We start from the raw sequence: 18,452 nt of genomic DNA, 5'->3' as shown, positions 1-18,452 counted from the left end.
CGGGCGTGTTCCATTTGTTCTTGCGCGATGAACATCGCAAAGGCGCGGTGTATGGAACCGACGGCATAGAGGCCGTCACTTTATGGCGTGGTCCGGGGCAGGCCCGCGACACTATGTTTGATACCGCGCGGCTAATTGTGCCGTTCGTCCAGCAGTTGCGCTTTTCGATATTTCGCGGTCTCGAAGTCGCAGACCTCATCGAAAAGCATCTGCCGAAAGAGCCCGTCTGGTATTTACATTATGCGGGATGCGACCCGGCCTATCAGGGCAAAGGCTATGGCGGCGCTGCCATTCGCGCAGGGTTGGAGCGGGCAGATCAGGATGGATTGCCCGCCTATCTGGAAACCGCAGACGAACATAATATCCCGCTATATCAAAGCTTTGGTTTTGCCATCAAGCATAGTTGGCAAGTGCCCGAAGGCCCGCAATTTTGGGGCATGCAACGCCCGGGCAAGACCCGCCACTAAATAGCGCCAGCGCCCATAGCCGCTGAATCCCTTGCCCTCGTTACAAAAGCGGCGTAGCCTCTGCGCACGCACCAGGTCTGCGCGAGAGCGTGGATAATAGGGAAGCCGGCGGAAATCCGGCGCTGTTCCCGCAACTGTAACCGGCGAGCTTTTGCTCCAAATGCCACTGGGGAAACGGGTAACCGTGAAACTGGGAAGGCGGGGCAAGAGCACTGACCCGGAAGCCAGGAGACCTGCCTGATTGCGGTTTGTCCTTTGTGCTTGCGGGACACTGGCGCAATCGGGGTTTTCCTCCGCGTGACGACATTTGTTGGACGTCATGCGAAGGAGATATATCCATGACCTTGTTAAAATATACGGCTGCGGCGCTTGCGCTGCTGCCGGCGTCTGCAATGGCAGATGCATGGGACGACGATATCGTTGTCACCGCGAGTGGTTTTGAACAGCCGCGATCCGAAACCGGACAAGCGATTGATATTGTCGACCGCGAACGGCTCGACCAATTGCAAAGCGCGACCATCGGCGATGCGTTGCAAAGCGTGCCCGGCGTTACCGTTGCGGCGCGCGGCGGTCTTGGCGGCCAGACCAGCGCGTTTTTGCGCGGCGGCAACAGTTCGCAGACGCTGGTGCTCATCGATGGGGTGCGGATCAATGATCTCACCAGCCCCAATGGTGCGTTTGACTTTAGCACGTTGATGACCGGCAATATTGGTCAGGTCGAAGTACTGCGCGGGCCAAACTCGATCGTCTGGGGCAGCCAAGCGATTGGCGGCGTGGTCAATATCCAGTCGTTGGCCCCGACAGATGGTTTCGAAGGACGCTTTGGCGCGGAATATGGTGCCGCCGATACCAAACGGGTGAACGCCAACATGGCCGGAACCAGTGGCCTGTTCGAAGGCAGCTTGGGCGGGTCATATGTCGATGCCCAAGGGATTTCGGCACTGGCGGGCGGAACCGAACGCGATGGCTTTGAAAATTTCGCAGGCAATGGCCGGTTGAACGTCAACATCAGCGATGCCTTCAATCTCGATTTCCGCGGCTATTATAACCACGCGACAGTGGAATACGACTCCGCCTTTGGGATCGGCGCGAATGCCCTGCCCGTCACCCGCAACCGCCAATTTGTCGGCTATGTCGGGGCGAATGTCGTTGCGTTCGACGGCCGCATGCAAACCCGCATCGCCTACACACGAACCGATATCAGGCGGCTTGGCACGGACCCAGTGCTGTTCAGCTTCAACAACTTCATTGTCCGTGGCAGCATCGACCGCGCAGAATATCACACGGCGTTTGACGTCAACGACGCCCTGACCCTGACCGCTGGTTTGGAATATGAACGGACGTTCGCCAGCACATCCTTTGAGGGCGCTGCAGCCGATGTCGCACGCAACCATGTCGCCAGTGGCTTTAGCCAGATTATCCTTCGCCCTGTTGCTGGGCTGACGGTGACGGGCGGGGTTCGGCATGACCAATATAATGATTATGGAGGGCAAACAACGTTGGGCGGCAATATTGCCTTCACCCCCAATGATGGCCGCACCATCTTGCGCGCCACCTATGGCGAAGGCTTCCGCGCGCCGACGCTCAGCGAAGGTCAGCCACCTTATGGCAACCCCGACCTAAGGCCCGAAACCGCGCGCAATTTCGACCTTGGTTTCGAACAGCAAATATTGGACGGAAGGGCCCGGTTTTTCGCGACCTATTTCAACCGGCGCAGCACGGACTTGATCGCATTTTCCTTTGCGACATTTCAGTCCGAAAACATCGACCGCGTGAAATCAACGGGTGTGGAAGCTGGCTTCAACCTGAACCCCACCGACCGATTGGACATTCGGGCGAGCTACACGCTGGTCGATGCTGTTAACCGCTCTGCTGGTGCCAATTTTGGCAACCGGCTGGCGTTACGTCCGCAACATAGCGGCAGCCTGACGGTCGACTGGCAAACACCCATTGGTCTGTCGGTGGGCAGCGTTATGTTGTTGATCGGCGATAGCTTTGACGATGCGTTAAACAACGTAGCACTTGATGGCTATGCGTTGGTTGGCCTGCGGGCATCATTGCCGATCAACGACAGGCTTGAGCTTTATGGCCGCGTCGATAACATCTTCGATGTGCAATATACTGTCGTGGCAGGATATAACAGCTTTGGCCGCAATGCCGCGGTTGGCGTGAGGGCCAAATTCTGATGCGTCGCGGTTGGTGCATTTTGCCTGCATTGGCACTGGCCGGATGCGCCAACAACGCTGCAATTGTGCCCGGCGGGATCGTATCGAATAATCCCTGCATTGACGCCGTGCTGGCCGAAATCGCGTTGCCCGGCCAAGTGACGGCGGTCAGCACTTATTCGCACGATCCCGATAGCGCGTCTGCGCCTTTGTCATGGTCCATGGGGTATCCCGCGATTGGTGCAAGCGCAGAAGAATTGCTTTTGGCCCGCCCGAAATTGGTGCTGACCGGCAATTTGGCATCGTCGGGTGCAAATGCCGTGCTAGCGAGCGCGGGGATTAAAACAGTGGCCATTGGTGTCGCGCCGACGCTTGCAGAAGACATCACGCAAATCCGCACGTTGGCGAAAGCCATCGGCCGAGTGGAGGCGGGTGAAAAACTGGTTGCGCGCATAGAAAATGCGTTGCCAAAACCCGCGAAGGCCCAGCCACCAGTTTCAGCAGTGATCTGGCAAAATGGCGGGTTCGTTGCCGGCAAAGGCACTTTGCAAGACGAGCTGTTGCAGCGCCACGGATTTCGCAATGCCAGCGCAGATTATGGGCTGGCCTCATGGGGTATATTGCCGCTGGAGACGCTGATGCGTAATCCGCCAACGGTCATTTTCATGCCGACCAGCGCGCAGGGCGAAGATGCCCGAGCGCTTACCGCGCGGCAAAGGCTATTGCGGCATTTGGGCGACAAAACGCGCATCGTCGATTTTCCCGACAAGATGTTATTCTGCGGCGGTCCCACAATCGTTAAAATATCCGCGATCTTGTCCAAGACACGGGCATCGCTGACTGCGCGCGCACGCGGAGGTGGCCGATGACGTCGCGTTTCATGACTGGCCTTTTGCTTTGCCTCACACTTGCGGCGTTCCTGCTTTCGCTGATGGCGGGGAAGGTCTGGATTTGGCCGATGTCGTGGGCTGCGGATAATGCCGACGGCTGGATTTTCCTTGAGCTTCGCCTGCCCCGCGCGCTTCTTGGGCTTTGCGTTGGGGCAGTCCTTGGGCTGTCGGGCGCAGTGTTGCAGGGTTATTTGCGCAATCCACTGGCTGACCCAACGGTGCTGGGGGTTTCAGCCAGCGCTGCTTTGGGCGGCGTTCTGGCGATCTTCTTGGGCATCAACCTTGTGCCCTTTGGCCTATTCGGGTGCGCGATGATCGGCGCGGGCGCCAGCATCCTTTTGCTGCTTGCGATCGGCCGCGGTGGCGGGCCAATCGGGTTCATATTGGGCGGCATGGTCTTATCCACGCTGGCGGGGGCATTAACGGCCTTTGTCATCAGCATTGCCCCGAACCCATTTGCCGCCAGCGAAATCATCAACTGGCTGATGGGTGCGCTGACCGACCGGCTTATGGAAGACGTGCTCACTGCGCTGCCGTTCATGGCGATTGGCGCGCTGCTGTTGCTGACCACAGGCCGCGCGCTCGATGCGCTGACCTTGGGCGAGAATGGCGCCAAAAGCCTTGGTATCGATCTGTTCCGGCTGCAGTGGCTGATCGTCCTTGGCGTTGGCCTTTCGGTTGGCGCATCGGTCGCCGTATCGGGTGTGGTCGGCTTTGTCGGGCTCATCGTGCCCCATCTTATACGCAGCTTTTATGGTGAGCAGCCATCCCGCATTTTGGTGCCTTCTGCCTTGGGTGGCGCGATTTTGACGCTCACGGCGGACAGCCTTGTGCGCCTTATTCCCGGCCCCGGTGAAATGCGGCTTGGCATTGCTATGGCAGTTCTTGGCGCGCCGTTCTTCCTGCTGCTGCTTTTACGCTATCGCAAGGGTGCAGCATGAACCTGAATGTCCAAAATCTTCGCTTCGCGCATGGCAGCACCGCAACGCTTCAGGGGATAAATGCGACGTTCGAAGCGGGCAGGCTGAGCGTGATCCTTGGTCCTAACGGGGCAGGCAAGTCGACATTGCTGGCCTGCCTTGCGGGCCTGCAAAAGCCAAACCGCGGCACCGCAAAGCTTGGCGACGAAGATATTGCGACAATGCCGGCACCGACACGGGCCAAGCGCATTGGACTGCTGCCGCAAGGTGCAGAAACGCATTGGGCGATCACGTCCGAAGCGTTGGTTGCGCTTGGCCGCATACCGCATGCGCGCGGTGCAGGGGCGTCGGCCGATGACCGCAGGGCCATTGCCGCCGCGATACACGCAACCGCAACCGATGGCTTTGCGCAGCGCCCTATTACCGAGTTATCCGGCGGCGAGCGGGCGCGTGTCTTGCTGGCGCGTGTGTTGGCGGGTGAACCGGAATGGATACTCGCCGACGAACCCTTGGCGAACCTCGACCCGGGTTATCAACTCGATATCCTTGATCTGCTGCGGCAGCAGGCGCGCAGCGGCAAAGGTGTCATCGCGGTCCTGCATGATTTGCACCACGCAGTGCGCTTTGCAGACCATATCGTGCTTCTGCATCAGGGTTCGGTATTTGCGCAGGGTGCGGTTGATGATGTCATCACCGCGCAAAACCTCGCGACCGTATACGGGATTGACGCGCTGCTTTCCAAAGGCGAGGATGGGGCAACCCAATTGTTGATTAAAGGCAAGATGCGCTCATGAAATATGCCCTCCCCATATTCGCCCTGCTTCTTTCGGGATGCGCGAGCACGGTCACCCCGCCGCAGGCCGCACCAACAAGCGCGCAGGAGGCATTGCGCCCTTATTATGCTGCGCTGGACGTCAAGCTGCCTAAGGCACCAGCCAATCCAGCGCTTTCTGCGGATACGGTTATCACACGTTTTGCATTCGGCAGCTGCCTCAACGAAAACCGCGACATGAAATTCTGGGACGTGATTGCCGCGCAAAATCCGCAGGCGTTTCTGTTGATCGGCGACAATGTCTATGGCGATACACGGCCAACAAATGGGGCTGACATCCCGACGCTGGCCGCGAGCTATAAGAAGCTAAACAGCCGCGTTGAATTTGACCGTTTCCGGCGCAGCGTCCCCATGATGACCACATGGGATGACCATGATTATGGCGCCAATGACGCCGGCGGATCGTTCGCGTTCAAGGAATGGGCCGAAAAAGCCTATGAAGCTTTCTGGGGCGCATCCGACGAAGTGCGCGCCCGCCCCGGTGTGTATGAAAGCCGGATCGTCGGTCCGCAGGGCAAGCGGGTGCAGTTCATCATCCTCGATGCGCGCTTTTTCCGTTCCGACCTCGCCTCCATGACCTATCGCGATCCAGCGCCTGCGCTTGGTTGGTACATCCCCAACATGGATCCCAAAGCGACGGTGCTGGGCAGTGTGCAATGGGAATGGTTGGCACAGGAACTGGATAAGCCCGCAGACGTGCGTTTCATCATTTCATCGACGCAGGTGATAACCGACGCGCATAATTTCGAAGGCTGGACCAATTTCCCCAAGGAGCGCGACCGGCTTTATGCATTATTGAGCCAAAAGCGCGTAAATAATGCGATATTCCTGACCGGCGACCGGCATTCCGGTGGCTTTTACAAGACCAATGCACCGGGCCTTTCCAAACCGCTTTGGGATTTCACGTCCAGCTCGCTTAACTTCGCCTTTGGCAAAGGCGACGGCGGCGACCGCGAACCTGATCCAAGCCGGACAGGCGGTTTTTGGGGCATTGCCAACTTTGGTCAAATCGACATTGATTGGGCCGCAAAAAAGGTCGTCATGACCTTGCGCAAGGATGATGGCAGCGTGATCGAAACGCAGGTTGCTAATGCGATTGATTAGGGTCAGGACCTAATCGCTGAATAATCGACGGCAGCAACCTTTTCCATAACGGCATCGCGGATAGCGACAGCGGTGGATAGAGGAAGCGCGATCATCTCCATCGTCCCGCCAGCAATGCCGAACCGAAGCGACGCGAGCCCCTGCCGCCGTGCCAACGGGCCTTGCGCAATTTCAACGCTCTGCACCTTCACCTGAGGCGCAATCGTCATCTGTTGCCGCCACCAACCGCGCCTCACATACAACTGACGGTCATCCAGCCCGAAACGATATTGCCGCCAGTCCAGCCAGAAAAAAGCGCCGGGAAGAAGCAATAACAACAGCAACAATGTCGTGCGGCCAATGGGGGCATCCGCGAAAATCACCAGCGCAGCCATGGCGGTCAACAGCACGGGCACAATGAACACAAACTGCGTCAGCCAATATGTGGCAACGCCCTTCTGCAGCCGTTCGTCACCATTGGGCGCAGCGATTGCGGCGGCGTGTGCGATGCGCCAGACTTCGTCCAGTGTCGCAAAGGGTGCGGCGACATAGTTCGCCTCTTGCTTGCTGTCCTGCGCGAGACTGACAAATTTCAGGCTGTGCCAGCCACGGCGTTTCCGGAATGGCCCCGTTTGCACAATTGCCGCCTGCACCCGGTGCGTGGGCATGATAACGTCCGTGAGTGTAAACAGCCCCCGCCGACGGCGGAACCCCTTGGCGGTCTGGTCCAGCCGGAAACCATGCTCGCGTAAGATCGTGCGCACCACGCCGGTCGCAAAGCCAATGAAAATCAGGCTGGTGACAGCACCGAAGGCCAAGATCAGCTGCGCGAACACACCAACACCGTTGATCTGGTTCACGCTCACACCGCGCTCTTCGGCTAAACCGATCCAATGTTTGAAGTCCCAAAAATCGAACGGCAGCAGGAAATCAAATTGCTGCGCAAGACCGCCGAGCACCGCAAAAATCACGAGCGAAAAGGAATAGAGGCCAAAGACAAATACCCGCTTGCCATCCATCGCAAATATCGGGTGCGTGTCTTCTTCCACAGGCGCTGGCGCATCGACCGGGACAGAAACCGCTACACCAGCCTTACGCGACCGGATTGAAGCGCGCAGGCGGTTCGCTTCCTCCAATGTGACAAAACTCAGTTTCGCATCGTCGCCATCGCCGCCGCCAGTTTCAAACTTGACCTCACCCAGACCCATCATGCGGGCGAGCGGCTTTTGTTCGATGCTGACATCCTGAATACGCTCATAGGGGATAGAGCGCGCCGTCCGGTTCAAAACCCCTTTCTCGACACGAATGTCATGTTCGCCAACGAAATATTGAAACCGCAGCCATGCCAACCAGCGAAAGAACAGACTGAATAACAAAACAGCCGCGATGACGATGGGGATGAGAACCGGATTGTCGGCTTTTCGAACACCGAAGATCGCGGCAACCATTGGAAACACCAACTGTGGAAGGCCCGAGACAAAGCCCACCAGCAAGCCGCTGATATGGAGCCGTTCGCCATCGACTGCAGGCGTCATGTCCTCGGCCGCATCAACGGTTTCGTTCACAAGCTGTCCTGCCGGATCGCGGCGCGAATGGCTTCTCGCATTGCCAGCGCGTCGGCATTGGCCAGACCGGGCAAGGCGACTTTGCTGTTGTGGTTGCCCGCCGTGTGCACCGTCAGCGTGGCGAGGCCATAGCGCCGGTCAATTGGCCCTTGGTCGACATCGATATGCTGGATGCGCCCGAACGGGACGATCGTGTCACGGTAAAACATGTAACCGCGCACAATGCGCAGCCGGTCAGTGCCCATGTCATAGCCCCAATGCCTGTATTTGCGCGCCGGGACAGTGAACGCGACAAAGACATAGAACAGCAGCATCGGGACGATGAAACTGCCCGGAGGGACGGCTTGCGCAACCTCCAGCACGCCTGCGCCAATGACAAAGGGCAGCAATCCAATCGCTGTCGCAATGCGTGTCGTGGTCACGAATGCGGGGTCGAGCGGGGTGAGTTCCGTCGCGATATTTTCAGTCATGGCACAGATATGCGCACGCTGTGTTGCGTTGGCAAGACGGTTAACGATATCCCCGATAGGGAAAGTTGCAGACCTAACGCGCCAGCGCGGTGTTCGCTTCGTCGACCAGCTTGGCAATGATATCGACCACGGGCCGCTCCACATGGACCATGCCAACCGACTGGCCTGCCATAACCGAGCCATATTCAACATCGCCGTCAATCACCGCGCGGCGCAATGCCCCTGCCCAATATTTCTCAATCTCAAGCTGCGCCGTTTCCATATCGATTTCGCCGCGATCAAGCATTGCGGCAACTTCGACCTGCTTCTTGGTGAACTCCTCAGTGCCCTTGTTCTTCAGCGCGCGGACAGGAATGACGGGCAAACGCGGATCAATCTGGACGCTGGCAACCGCATCGCGGGCATTGGCGCGCAAGAACGCAGCCTTGAAATTGGGATGGGCAATGCTTTCATGCGCGCAGACGAACCGCGTGCCCAATTGCACACCTGCTGCGCCCATTTCGAGATAGCTTGCAATCGCGCCGCCCCGCGCAATGCCACCCGCAACGAAAATCGGCAATTGATCGCCCAGCTCTGGAAGGATTTCCTGCGCCAAAACGCTGGTCGCAACGGGGCCGATATGTCCGCCTGCCTCGCTGCCTTCAATGACCAGCGCATCGACGCCAGAACGCGCAAATTTCTTCGCGAGCGTCAGCGCAGGGGCAAAGCAGATCACCTTTGCGCCAAACGCCTTGATCGCCTCAATGCTGCCCTTGGGCGGCAATCCACCCGCGAGTACGACATGGCTCACGTCATATTTCGCGCACACATCAATAAGTTCCATGATTTGCGGATGCATGGTGATCAGGTTCACACCGAATGGCTTGGACGTCAGCGCCTTCGTGGCGGCAATTTCCGTATCGAGCAATTCAGGCGTCATCGCCCCGCACGCGATCACGCCAAAACCTCCAGCGTTGGAGATGGCGGACACAAGGTTCCGTTCCGAAACCCAGGACATAGCTCCGCACATAATGGCGACGTCGCAGCCAAGGAATTCCGTGCCGCGTTGCATGAGGTGTTGAAGTTTGGTCATAGCGGTCTCTTATCGGTCGCTAGTTGGCAATGAAAGCGGTTTACTCCGCATCCAACCCATAAGCGGTGTGCAACACACGCACGGCTAGCTCGGTCTCGTCCTCGTCAATCAAAACCGAAACCTTGATTTCGGAGGTCGAAATCGCCTGAATGTTGATCTTGCGGTCAGCCAAGGAGCTGAACATCGTTGAGGCAACGCCTGCGTGGCTTTTCATGCCGACGCCGACGACGGAAATTTTGGTCACCTTTGTATCGGGGATCAGGCGATTGTAACCGATGGCATCGCGGCGGTTTTCCAAGATATCGGTGCAACGCACAAGGTCCGCCTGTGGGCAGGTAAAGGTCACGTCGGTTTCGCCTTTGTCGCGGCCCACGTTCTGAATGATCATGTCGACGTTGATGTTTGCATCGGCAAGCGGCGAGAAGATGTTCGCCACTGCGCCGGGACGGTCGGGCACGCGCGTAAGGGTGATCTTCGCCTCATTCTTATCTGCGGCAATTCCGGTGATCAGTTGGCGTTCCACTTGATACTTCTCCAATTCTGCGTCGGTCACAATCATTGTGCCGGGGATACTGTCAGCGTCAGGCGCGCTTTCATCAACGAATGAAGACAGCACTTGCACGCGCACGCCTTCCTTCATCGCAAGGCCAACCGAGCGGGTCTGCAAAACCTTTGAGCCAACCGATGCCAGTTCAAGCATTTCTTCGTAGGTCACGGCCTTCAGCTTGCGTGCGCGGGCCACGATGCGCGGGTCAGTGGTGTAAACGCCGTCAACGTCGGTGTAGATATCGCAGCGGTCGGCCTTCACCGCAGCAGCCACGGCAACAGCAGAGGTATCGGAACCCCCGCGGCCCAAGGTGGTGATGCGGTTGTCATCGGTTAGGCCCTGAAATCCCGGAATGACGGCGATGTTGCCAGCCTTCATCGACGCCAGCAGTTCGTCGGTATCGATGGAACCAATGCGCGCCTTGGCATGTGCGCTGTCGGTATGGATGGGCATTTGCCAGCCCAACCAGCTGCGCGCTTCGCAACCGAGCGCCTGCAAGGTTATCGCGAGCAAACCCGCGGTAATCTGTTCACCAGCGGCGACCACCACGTCATATTCGGCGGGATCATACAGCGCGTTCGCCTCACGACAGAAGTTGACGAGCCGGTCGGTATCACCCGCCATAGCGGAGACAACGACGGCAACTTCGTCACCGCGTTCTGCCTGACGCTTCACCAATTGCGCGACACGGCGGATACGTTCCGTTCCGGCCATAGACGTGCCGCCAAATTTCATTACAATGCGGGCCATGAAAACCTTGAAAAGTCGCTATATTACAATCGAGGGCCCTGATAGGGACAGGATATGACAAACGCAAGCTCAGCAACGACAATAAACGCTACGGAAGCCGCACATTTTGGTGGATTGGCTGCCGAATGGTGGGACCCAAAGGGTTCAAGCGCCATGCTGCACAAGTTGAATCCCGTGCGCCTTGGCTTCATTCGATCCGCTGTCGACGCGCATTTTGGCGGCGATGGCAAGGCGCGTCATCCACTGGCGGGCAAGTCTGCGCTTGATGTTGGCTGCGGTGCGGGGCTGCTGTGTGAGCCACTGGCGCGCATGGGGGCGGAGGTAACGGGCGTTGATGCCGCGCCGGAAAATATCGATGCCGCAACCGCGCATGCGGCGCTGTCGGCCTTACCAATCACCTATCGCGCGGGCGAAATCGCTGCGCAAGGACTTGGCCAGTTTGATATCGTATCGTCGATGGAAGTCATTGAGCATGTGAATGATCCAGCGGTGTTTATTGGCGAGTTGAAACGCCACATGAAGCCCGATGGCTTGATGTTGCTATCGACGCCAAACCGCACACCTGCCTCGCGCATTTTCCTCGTGGAGGCCGCCGAGCGGCTTGGACAAGTCCCGCGCGGCACGCATGATTGGGACAAGTTCCTGACGCCCGATGAATTGACGGCACTGCTCAATGATTCAGGAATTGAGATTGTCGACATGCAGGGCATTGCGTTTTCGCCAATGTCCGGACTGCATTTAAGCAGCAACATGGCGTTAAATTACATATTGTCCGCGCGGTTGCGGGGTTAACGCAGCGCCTCAATCATAGCCCGCATCGGCATATTGGTCGTCGGCCAAGTCGGTAAAGCGGGTGATCTTCGCTTCGAACTTCATCCGGACGCGGCCCGTTGAACCGTGGCGCTGCTTGGCGACGATAAGTTCGGCGACGCCAAAAATGCGCTCCATCTTTTCCTTCCACGCATCATGCGCGGCTTCGTTGACGGGGTCGGGCTGCTTTGCCGCTTCGTAATAATCTTCGCGATACACGAACCAGACCATATCGGCGTCCTGCTCGATCGAACCGGATTCGCGAAGGTCGGACAGCATCGGACGCTTGTCCTCGCGCTGTTCAACCGCACGGCTGAGCTGCGAAAGCGCAATGACAGGCAGGCCCAGTTCCTTGGCCAAGGTTTTCAGACCACGGCTAATCTCGGAAATTTCATTAACGCGGTTGTCACCAGAACGGCTTGAGCCCTGAAGCAACTGCAAATAGTCAACGACGATCAGCCCAATGCCATGCCGACGCTGCAAGCGCCGTGCGCGGGTACGCAATGCAGCGATGGTCAGCGCGGGCGTGTCGTCAATATAGAGCGGCAATTCCTGCAGCTCGCGGCTCGCGCGCGACAATTCCCGGAAATCTTCGCGACTGATTTTTCCCATACGCAGCAGTTCGGAACTGATGCCCGATTGTTCGGCCAAGATACGCGTCGCCAGCTGGTCCGCCGACATTTCGAGGCTGAAGAAAGCGACCTTGGCACCAGCGCCCTTGGATTCTTCAATGCCGTCTTCACGTTCGCGGATCCACCGGCGCGCAGCGTTGAAGGCGATGTTGGTGGCAAGCGATGTCTTGCCCATGCCCGGGCGACCAGCGAGAATCACAAGGTCGGAATTGTGCAGGCCGCCGCATTTGGCGTTGATGCTATCTAGGCCCGTGGTCACACCGGACAGGCTACCGCCCGATTGCAACGCCTTTTCAACATTGCGGATCGCCTCGGTCGATGCGGCGAGGAAGCTCTTCATCGATCCGGTTTCGCCTTCGCCTTCGGCGACTTTGTACAAAGCGCTTTCCGCGGCTTCGATCTGGCCCTTGGGGTCAACGCTCTCGCTTGTGTCGAGCGCATTGTCGACCAACGTGCGGCCAACCGTCACCAATTCACGCAGCAACGCGAGGTCATAAATCTGCTGCGCAAAGTCGCGCGCGCCGATCAAGCCAGCGCCATCTGCCGTCAGCTTAATCAAATAGCCCGGGCCCCCAAGCTCACGCATGGATTCGTCGGCCTCAAAAAATGGTTTCAGCGTGACCGGCGTCACCAGCATGTTCCGGTCAATCAGACGCAATATCTGTTCGTAAATGCGGCCGTGCAGCGGTTCAAAGAAATGGTCAGGCTGCAGTTTGATCGACACATCTTCGATCACCCGGTTATCAATCAGAATTGCGCCAAGAAACGCGGCCTCCGCCTCAATATTGCGGGGAAGGCGTTGGGGTTCAGCTTCATTCGCTGCTGCAAGTCTGATAAGTTCGGCCATGGCTCCCTATCCTTTAGCATGTTCGGCTTCGCAAGGGGGGCACAAAAAGAAGTGCGGGGATATGGCTGTGGACAACAATCGGACAACAACATGTTCCACAAACGGGATAGCGCTTGCCCCAAAAATATCTCAAGCTAACACAGCAGCATGAGCGACCCGCGCATCATTAAAGTTGATCTGGACGAAGCAACGATACTTTGGCGCAATGCCGATATCGAGCAGGAGCGGCGCGTCGCGATCTTCGATCTGATCGAAGACAACTTCTTCAAGCCGCTGCGCGATATGGGCGATGGCTATGCCGGGCCATATCATTTGAGCATCAGCGTCGCCGACGGCCGCCTCATCCTCGACATTCGCCGGCCCGATAATGCGCCGCATGAAATGCTCATCCTCAGCTTGGGCCGTTTCCGCCGGGTAGTGAAAGACTATTTCGCCATTTGCGACAGCTACTATCAGGCCATTCGCAAGGCGAGCGCGGCTGAAATCGAAACCATCGATATGGCGCGGCGCGGTGTGCATAATGAAGCGGCCGAGTTGTTGATGGAACGACTTGAGGGCAAAGTTGAGGTTGATTTTGCCACGGCCCGCCGGCTGTTCACGCTCATCTGCGTGTTGCACATCAAAAGCTGAGCGCCGCGCAGCGTAAAATCTTCTCCATTCGGACGGCCATTGCGCAACGGCTATCGACTTCGCGCGGCGGTAACGCCTAGAGGGACGAATCACATGCTTGAACAGAGGGTCGCATGACTGGGGGTAAACGCCAATTCGTCCGGTGGGGCATTATCATGCTCGGCATCGCGCTCGCGGTCTATGCGGGCTGGCGTTATGTGACCGCCTGGGCACCATCGCGCGCTGAATATCCGGTTCAAGGCATTGTGGTCACCCAAAGCAATGGCCGTCCCAATTGGGCCGAGCTTGGCGCAACGGGTGTCGATTTTGCTTATATCACTGCGGTCGAAGGCGCGCGCACGCGCGACGCAGAATTCCAAGCCAATTTGGCAGGCGCGCAAAACGCCGGCATCCGCTTTGGTGCGCTCCACCATTTTGACATTTGCCGTCTGGCATCCGACCAAGCGACGATGTTCATTACCAGCGTTCCGCGCAACGAAAGCGCCCTGCCCCCTGCGGTCCAGCTTGATTTTTCCGATACGTGCCAAGGGCGTCCGAACCGCGCGCTGATATTGTCCGAACTCGCGACATTCCTGAACCAGATAGAGGCGCATAGCGGCACACCCGCAATCCTGCTACTCACCCGGGAGTTTGAGAAGGAGTATCAAGTGAGCAAGTCGATTGATCGCACTGTTTGGCTGGAGGGCAATTGGTTGATCCCCGATTATTCCGCGCGCCCGTGGGTTATGTGGACGGCCAATTTGCAGCGTCGCATCGACGGCGTTGACGGCCCTGTGCGCTGGGTGGTGGTACGCAAATGACCGACAGCACGCAAAAGCTTGTTCAGCTTGCCATTGATGCAGCCCAAACCGCATATGCGCCTTATTCAAACTTTCATGTCGGCACGGCGTTGCTGCTTGATACAGGCGAAATCATCACGGGCAGCAATTTTGAAAACGCCAGCTATGGCATGACGTTGTGCGCCGAAACGGTTGCCATCGCCAAAGCCAATAGTGACGGCAAATTGCGCGCCATTCGCGAAATCGCGGTGGCAGGTGGCTTGGCAGGGCATGTGGGTAAAGCCGCTGACCCCATTACCCCGTGCGGCCGATGCCGCCAGATTATCAAGGAAGTGGCGGACCTAACGGACACCGACATTCCGGTGCATTGCGCGCACGCAACGGGATATGAGACATTCCGGTTATCGGAATTGCTGCCCCATGGCTTTGGCCCCGCAAATTTGAAATAAAGCCCATCGCCGCATCTTGCGCACGATAATTTCTACGCCGCCACTTGCGCTCACACCGTAAATTGGCAAAAGCAGTCCCGTAACAGGGAGTGATTATGTCCATATTGTCCGACATCTGGATCCGCGAGCAAGCCCATGCGACCGGCATGATTGAACCGTTTGTCGAAGCGCAACGCCGCGATGGCTGCATCAGCTATGGCCTGTCCTCTTACGGCTATGACGCCCGCGTGGCCGATGAGTTCAAGATTTTCACTAATGTCGACAGCTCCATCGTCGACCCCAAGGAATTCGATCCCAAAAGCTTTGTCGACCGCAAGACCGACGTGTGCATCATCCCCCCGAACAGTTTTGCGTTGGCGCGCACTGTCGAATATTTCCGCATACCACGCGACGTGCTCGTCATCTGCCTCGGCAAATCGACCTATGCCCGCTGCGGTATCATCGTGAATGTGACCCCGCTTGAGCCAGGTTGGGAAGGGCATGTCACGCTTGAGTTCAGCAATACAACCCCGCTGCCCGCCAAGATTTACGCCAATGAAGGTGCGTGCCAGTTTCTGTTCCTAAAGGGCGAACAGCCTTGTGAGACGAGCTATGCCGACCGTGCCGGCAAATATATGGGCCAGCGCGGCGTCACTCTGCCCAAGCTGTAATCGGTCTAAATCCAAGGCTATGGCTCTTATGGGCCCGTCGTGCGTTATGCCTTCGACCGGGTTTTCGGCATTCGTCCGCTAAACTTTTTTGGCAACCATCCCGCAACGGCTGCCGACTAAAACCATCTCTCCCTTTTGACATTGCCGCCCGCGCAGCCCATCAGGTTGGGCAACAGAATCACGGGAGAGAGCAGAATGTCAGACGCACGCGAGTTCGATATCATTGTCTATGGCGCCACCGGATATACCGGACGACTGGTTGCCGAATATCTCAAGACCAAGACGGGTCTCAAATGGGCAATGGCTGGACGCAGCGCGGATAAGCTGGCCGAAGTGCGCGACCTCATCGGCGCAGCCGCCGACACGCCGTTAATCGTGGCAGACGCGTCTGACCCCGCATCGCTGGACGCTATGGTGAAGCGCACCAAAGTCGTTTTGACCACCGTTGGACCCTATCAGCTCTATGGCAATGAACTGGTCGAAGCCTGCGTTGCCAATGGCACCGACTATACCGATTTATGTGGAGAGCCCGCATGGATGCGCCAAAAAATCGACCAGCATGATGAAGCCGCAAAAGCATCGGGTGCGCGCATTGTGTTTTCCGCAGGATTCGATTCCATCCCCTTCGATCTTGGCGTGTTGATGCTGCAAAAGCATTGCGTTGAAACATTTGGCGCACCTGCGCCACGCGTAAAGGGCCGCGTCCGCGCGATGAAGGGCACATTCTCTGGCGGTACAGCGGCCAGCATGAAGGCAACGATGGCTGCGGCTTCAAAAGACCCTGCAGTGATCGGATATCTCACAAACCCGTTCAGTCTTGCGGGCGGATTTCAAGGTCCGGCGCAGCCAGCCGGCAACAAGCCCCAATATGACGAAAGCATCGGCAGTTGGGCCACAAGCTTCGTCATGGCACCGATCAACACCAAAAATGTACACCGCACCAACGCCTTGCTTGGTCAGGTCTTTGGCGCGGATTTTGTCTATGACGAAATGATGCTAACCGGCCCCGGCGAACAGGGCGAGGCGATAGCCAAGCATGTCGCATCAACGCCGATGATGGGCGGCGACAATGATCCCAAGCCCGGCGAAGGCCCCAGCAAAGAAGAGCGCGACACCGGCTTTTATGATGTGCTGTTCATCGCCGAATATCCCGATGGCCGTACCGCGAAGCTGAGCGTGAAGGGCGACCGCGACCCGGGCTATGGTTCGACCAGCAAGATGATCAGCGAAACCGCAATTGCCTTGAGCGAAAATCAGGGTGCAGGCGGCGTCACCACGCCAGGCGCTGCGCTGGGCGAAACGCTGGTTGACCGGTTGCAGAAATATGCCGGACTAAGCTTTGCCGTTGAGGGCTAAACACGCTCATCATGCGCCGGACGGGATAAGACAGGAATGATGATGAAAAAACTACCTTTATTGGCCAGTTTGCTTGCGCTGAGCATCGCTGCACCAGCCGCCGCGCATGATGGTCCAAGCCCGGAACGCCTGAAGGCGGACGTTGAAAAACTCGTCAGCTTCGGTACGCGGCACACCTTGTCATCGGCGACCGACCCAAAGCGCGGCATTGGCGCGGCACGGCGCTGGGCACAAAGCGAGTTTGAGAAGGTTTCCAAGGCCTGCAAAGGCTGTCTGACGACCGAGTTGCTTGAACGGAATATGTCCGGCCCACGCATTCCCAATGGCGTGAACATCGTTGATGTCCTTGCGATCAAACCCGGTAAAATGGGCTGGAACCATGTCATCATTATCGCTGGCCATATCGATAGCCGCGTGTCCGACGTGATGGACTTCACCAAAGATGCACCCGGCGCGAACGACGACGGATCGGGTAGCGCGCTCGTTATCGAAGCCGCACGATTGATGTCCAAGGAACCGCAAGGCGACGCGACCATCGTCTTTGCGCTTCTCTCGGGCGAAGAACAGGGATTGATGGGTGGGCGCTTGCTTGCGGAAACGGCCAAAGAACGCGGCTGGAAAGTCAGCGCGATGCTGAACAATGACATCGTCGGCGGCACGCTTGGCACCGACGGTCGTATCGTCAAAAATGTCGTGCGGGTCTTCAGCGAAGGCATCCGCGCATCGGAAGATTTGGCCGGCCAAATGGCGCGCCGCAACAGCGGCGGCGAAGACGATGGCCCAAGCCGTTCGTTGATGCGCTATGCCGACAATATTGGAGCGAAGGTATATCCCGATGTGACACTGGACGTATTCGGCGTCCGCCGCCCCGACCGCTTTGCGCGCGGCGGCGATCACCTGCCCTCGCTGGATCTCGGTTTCCCTGCAATCCGCTTCACCGTTGGCGTCGAAAATTATCACCATCAGCATCAGGATGTGCGTACCGAAAACGGCATCGAATATGGCGACACCGTCGACAAGATGGACTTCGACTATCTGGCCAAGGTCACAATGCTGAACGTCTTTACCGCCAATGCGCTTTCGATCGCGCCCCCTGCTCCGGCTTCGGCGACTTTAGGTGGTGCAGTAACCTCTAACACGACGGTCAAATGGGACGCAGCGCCGGGTGCGCAGCGGTATCGCATTTACCAACGCCGTGCAGACGCGCAGGATTGGGTTTTCGTCCGCGACGTAGAAGGCACCGAGGCTGTACTTGAAGGCTTGATTGTGGACGATCATTTCGTCGGCGTCAGTTCGATTAGCGCGTCCGGTGGCGAAAGCATCATCACCTTTGCCGGATTGCCACCCCGCCGCTGAGCCTATCTGCAAAACAAAAGGGCGCGATCTTTATGATTGCGCCCTTTTTGTTGTCTGGGTGTTATATGAGCTAGGCTCAGGCGACGAGCGGCTCTTCCATTTCGTCGAGATCGCGCAGCACATAGCCACGGCCCCAGACGGTTTCGATGTAATTTTCGCCGCCACATGCGAGCGCGAGTTTC

18 protein-coding genes, 1 pseudogene and 1 riboswitch are annotated in these 18,452 nt (G+C 57.7%); of the genes and pseudogenes, 13 read left to right on the top strand and 6 right to left on the bottom strand.

Annotated elements, in window-relative coordinates; all coding sequences use genetic code 11:
* The 6 genes from ACIQ0G_RS04780 to ACIQ0G_RS04755 form a co-directional block, all read left to right on the top strand.
* A partial coding sequence (locus tag ACIQ0G_RS04780; RefSeq protein ID WP_397576919.1) for a GNAT family N-acetyltransferase occupies positions 1–467 on the top strand: 467 nt, incomplete at its 5' end.
* Between the two features lie 56 nt (positions 468–523).
* Positions 524–723, top strand: a riboswitch (cobalamin riboswitch).
* Between the two features lie 82 nt (positions 724–805).
* The gene (locus ACIQ0G_RS04775) at positions 806–2,653 is read left to right on the top strand and encodes a TonB-dependent receptor plug domain-containing protein (RefSeq protein ID WP_397576918.1); all 1,848 of its coding nucleotides are present in this window, start codon (positions 806–808) and stop codon (positions 2,651–2,653) included.
* Positions 2,653–3,501: an ABC transporter substrate-binding protein gene (locus tag ACIQ0G_RS04770; protein ID WP_397576917.1), complete on the top strand. Its 849-nt coding sequence runs from the start codon at positions 2,653–2,655 to the stop codon at positions 3,499–3,501. The genes ACIQ0G_RS04775 and ACIQ0G_RS04770 overlap by 1 nt, the downstream gene beginning before the upstream one ends.
* A complete protein-coding gene (locus ACIQ0G_RS04765; RefSeq protein ID WP_397576916.1) occupies positions 3,498–4,463 on the top strand; it encodes a FecCD family ABC transporter permease in 966 nt (321 codons plus the stop codon). Before ACIQ0G_RS04770 ends, ACIQ0G_RS04765 begins: the two co-directional genes overlap by 4 nt.
* Positions 4,460–5,236, top strand: a complete 777-nt coding sequence (locus tag ACIQ0G_RS04760) for an ABC transporter ATP-binding protein (RefSeq protein ID WP_397576915.1) — start codon at positions 4,460–4,462, stop codon at positions 5,234–5,236. Before ACIQ0G_RS04765 ends, ACIQ0G_RS04760 begins: the two co-directional genes overlap by 4 nt.
* Positions 5,233–6,378 (top strand): alkaline phosphatase D family protein, encoded by a 1,146-nt coding sequence (locus tag ACIQ0G_RS04755; RefSeq protein WP_397576914.1) that lies wholly within the window; start codon positions 5,233–5,235, stop codon positions 6,376–6,378. The genes ACIQ0G_RS04760 and ACIQ0G_RS04755 overlap by 4 nt, the downstream gene beginning before the upstream one ends.
* Before the next feature lie 2 nt (positions 6,379–6,380).
* On the opposite strand, the gene ACIQ0G_RS04750 is transcribed toward ACIQ0G_RS04755, so the two are convergent.
* From ACIQ0G_RS04750 to ACIQ0G_RS04735, 4 genes are all read right to left on the bottom strand, one after another.
* Positions 6,381–7,922, bottom strand: a complete 1,542-nt coding sequence (locus ACIQ0G_RS04750; RefSeq protein ID WP_397576913.1) for a PH domain-containing protein — start codon at positions 7,920–7,922, stop codon at positions 6,381–6,383.
* A complete protein-coding gene (locus ACIQ0G_RS04745; RefSeq protein WP_183941740.1) occupies positions 7,919–8,392 on the bottom strand; it encodes a PH domain-containing protein in 474 nt (157 codons plus the stop codon). Before ACIQ0G_RS04745 ends, ACIQ0G_RS04750 begins: the two co-directional genes overlap by 4 nt.
* A 73-nt stretch (positions 8,393–8,465) precedes the next feature.
* The gene (locus tag ACIQ0G_RS04740; protein WP_306061926.1) at positions 8,466–9,464 is read right to left on the bottom strand and encodes a nitronate monooxygenase family protein; all 999 of its coding nucleotides are present in this window, start codon (positions 9,462–9,464) and stop codon (positions 8,466–8,468) included.
* A gap of 40 nt (positions 9,465–9,504) precedes the next feature.
* Positions 9,505–10,761, bottom strand: coding sequence for an aspartate kinase (locus tag ACIQ0G_RS04735; RefSeq protein ID WP_333569254.1), 1,257 nt, complete (start codon positions 10,759–10,761; stop codon positions 9,505–9,507).
* A gap of 54 nt (positions 10,762–10,815) precedes the next feature.
* Here ACIQ0G_RS04735 and ubiG point away from each other — a divergent pair, with 54 nt between their 5' ends.
* The gene (gene ubiG / locus ACIQ0G_RS04730) at positions 10,816–11,553 is read left to right on the top strand and encodes a bifunctional 2-polyprenyl-6-hydroxyphenol methylase/3-demethylubiquinol 3-O-methyltransferase UbiG (RefSeq protein ID WP_397576912.1); all 738 of its coding nucleotides are present in this window, start codon (positions 10,816–10,818) and stop codon (positions 11,551–11,553) included.
* 9 nt (positions 11,554–11,562) lie between these two features.
* On the opposite strand, the gene ACIQ0G_RS04725 is transcribed toward ubiG, so the two are convergent.
* Positions 11,563–13,050: a replicative DNA helicase gene (locus tag ACIQ0G_RS04725; RefSeq protein ID WP_306061929.1), complete on the bottom strand. Its 1,488-nt coding sequence runs from the start codon at positions 13,048–13,050 to the stop codon at positions 11,563–11,565.
* A gap of 147 nt (positions 13,051–13,197) precedes the next feature.
* On the opposite strand from ACIQ0G_RS04725, the gene ACIQ0G_RS04720 reads away from it, so the two are divergent.
* The 6 genes from ACIQ0G_RS04720 (at position 13,198) to ACIQ0G_RS04695 (ending at position 18,270) form a co-directional block, all read left to right on the top strand.
* On the top strand, positions 13,198–13,680 hold the full coding sequence (locus ACIQ0G_RS04720) for a UPF0262 family protein (protein ID WP_397576911.1): 483 nt from the start codon (positions 13,198–13,200) through the stop codon (positions 13,678–13,680).
* A gap of 113 nt (positions 13,681–13,793) precedes the next feature.
* Positions 13,794–14,480, top strand: a complete 687-nt coding sequence (locus tag ACIQ0G_RS04715; RefSeq protein WP_397576910.1) for a GH25 family lysozyme — start codon at positions 13,794–13,796, stop codon at positions 14,478–14,480.
* Positions 14,477–14,908, top strand: coding sequence for a cytidine deaminase (locus ACIQ0G_RS04710; protein WP_395629011.1), 432 nt, complete (start codon positions 14,477–14,479; stop codon positions 14,906–14,908). The genes ACIQ0G_RS04715 and ACIQ0G_RS04710 overlap by 4 nt, the downstream gene beginning before the upstream one ends.
* Positions 14,909–15,003: 95 nt before the next feature.
* Positions 15,004–15,558, top strand: a complete 555-nt coding sequence (gene dcd / locus ACIQ0G_RS04705; RefSeq protein WP_324477873.1) for a dCTP deaminase — start codon at positions 15,004–15,006, stop codon at positions 15,556–15,558.
* A 195-nt stretch (positions 15,559–15,753) separates the two neighbouring features.
* Entirely contained in the window at positions 15,754–16,914 is a 1,161-nt protein-coding gene (locus ACIQ0G_RS04700) for a saccharopine dehydrogenase family protein (RefSeq protein ID WP_397576909.1), read from the top strand.
* A 42-nt stretch (positions 16,915–16,956) separates the two neighbouring features.
* The gene (locus tag ACIQ0G_RS04695; RefSeq protein WP_397576920.1) at positions 16,957–18,270 is read left to right on the top strand and encodes a M20/M25/M40 family metallo-hydrolase; all 1,314 of its coding nucleotides are present in this window, start codon (positions 16,957–16,959) and stop codon (positions 18,268–18,270) included.
* 76 nt (positions 18,271–18,346) lie between these two features.
* Here the strand turns inward: ACIQ0G_RS04695 and ACIQ0G_RS04690 are convergent.
* Positions 18,347–18,452: pseudogene (locus ACIQ0G_RS04690) on the bottom strand (DNA-binding response regulator); the annotation flags it as partial.

Source organism: Sphingorhabdus sp. (genome assembly GCF_044354325.1).
Lineage (GTDB): Bacteria > Pseudomonadota > Alphaproteobacteria > Sphingomonadales > Sphingomonadaceae > Sphingorhabdus_B.
This window is presented reverse-complemented; position numbering and strand designations above follow the sequence as displayed.

Coding starts and splice junctions, on each gene's coding strand:
- ACIQ0G_RS04775 (WP_397576918.1), top strand. CDS start 806: ATGACCTTGTTAAAATATACGGCTGCGGCGCTTGCGCTGCTGCCGGCG.
- ACIQ0G_RS04770 (WP_397576917.1), top strand. CDS start 2,653: ATGCGTCGCGGTTGGTGCATTTTGCCTGCATTGGCACTGGCCGGATGC.
- ACIQ0G_RS04765 (WP_397576916.1), top strand. CDS start 3,498: ATGACGTCGCGTTTCATGACTGGCCTTTTGCTTTGCCTCACACTTGCG.
- ACIQ0G_RS04760 (WP_397576915.1), top strand. CDS start 4,460: ATGAACCTGAATGTCCAAAATCTTCGCTTCGCGCATGGCAGCACCGCA.
- ACIQ0G_RS04755 (WP_397576914.1), top strand. CDS start 5,233: ATGAAATATGCCCTCCCCATATTCGCCCTGCTTCTTTCGGGATGCGCG.
- ACIQ0G_RS04745 (WP_183941740.1), bottom strand. CDS start 8,392: ATGACTGAAAATATCGCGACGGAACTCACCCCGCTCGACCCCGCATTC.
- ACIQ0G_RS04740 (WP_306061926.1), bottom strand. CDS start 9,464: ATGACCAAACTTCAACACCTCATGCAACGCGGCACGGAATTCCTTGGC.
- ACIQ0G_RS04735 (WP_333569254.1), bottom strand. CDS start 10,761: ATGGCCCGCATTGTAATGAAATTTGGCGGCACGTCTATGGCCGGAACG.
- ubiG (WP_397576912.1), top strand. CDS start 10,816: ATGACAAACGCAAGCTCAGCAACGACAATAAACGCTACGGAAGCCGCA.
- ACIQ0G_RS04725 (WP_306061929.1), bottom strand. CDS start 13,050: ATGGCCGAACTTATCAGACTTGCAGCAGCGAATGAAGCTGAACCCCAA.
- ACIQ0G_RS04720 (WP_397576911.1), top strand. CDS start 13,198: ATGAGCGACCCGCGCATCATTAAAGTTGATCTGGACGAAGCAACGATA.
- ACIQ0G_RS04715 (WP_397576910.1), top strand. CDS start 13,794: ATGACTGGGGGTAAACGCCAATTCGTCCGGTGGGGCATTATCATGCTC.
- ACIQ0G_RS04710 (WP_395629011.1), top strand. CDS start 14,477: ATGACCGACAGCACGCAAAAGCTTGTTCAGCTTGCCATTGATGCAGCC.
- dcd (WP_324477873.1), top strand. CDS start 15,004: ATGTCCATATTGTCCGACATCTGGATCCGCGAGCAAGCCCATGCGACC.
- ACIQ0G_RS04700 (WP_397576909.1), top strand. CDS start 15,754: ATGTCAGACGCACGCGAGTTCGATATCATTGTCTATGGCGCCACCGGA.
- ACIQ0G_RS04695 (WP_397576920.1), top strand. CDS start 16,957: ATGAAAAAACTACCTTTATTGGCCAGTTTGCTTGCGCTGAGCATCGCT.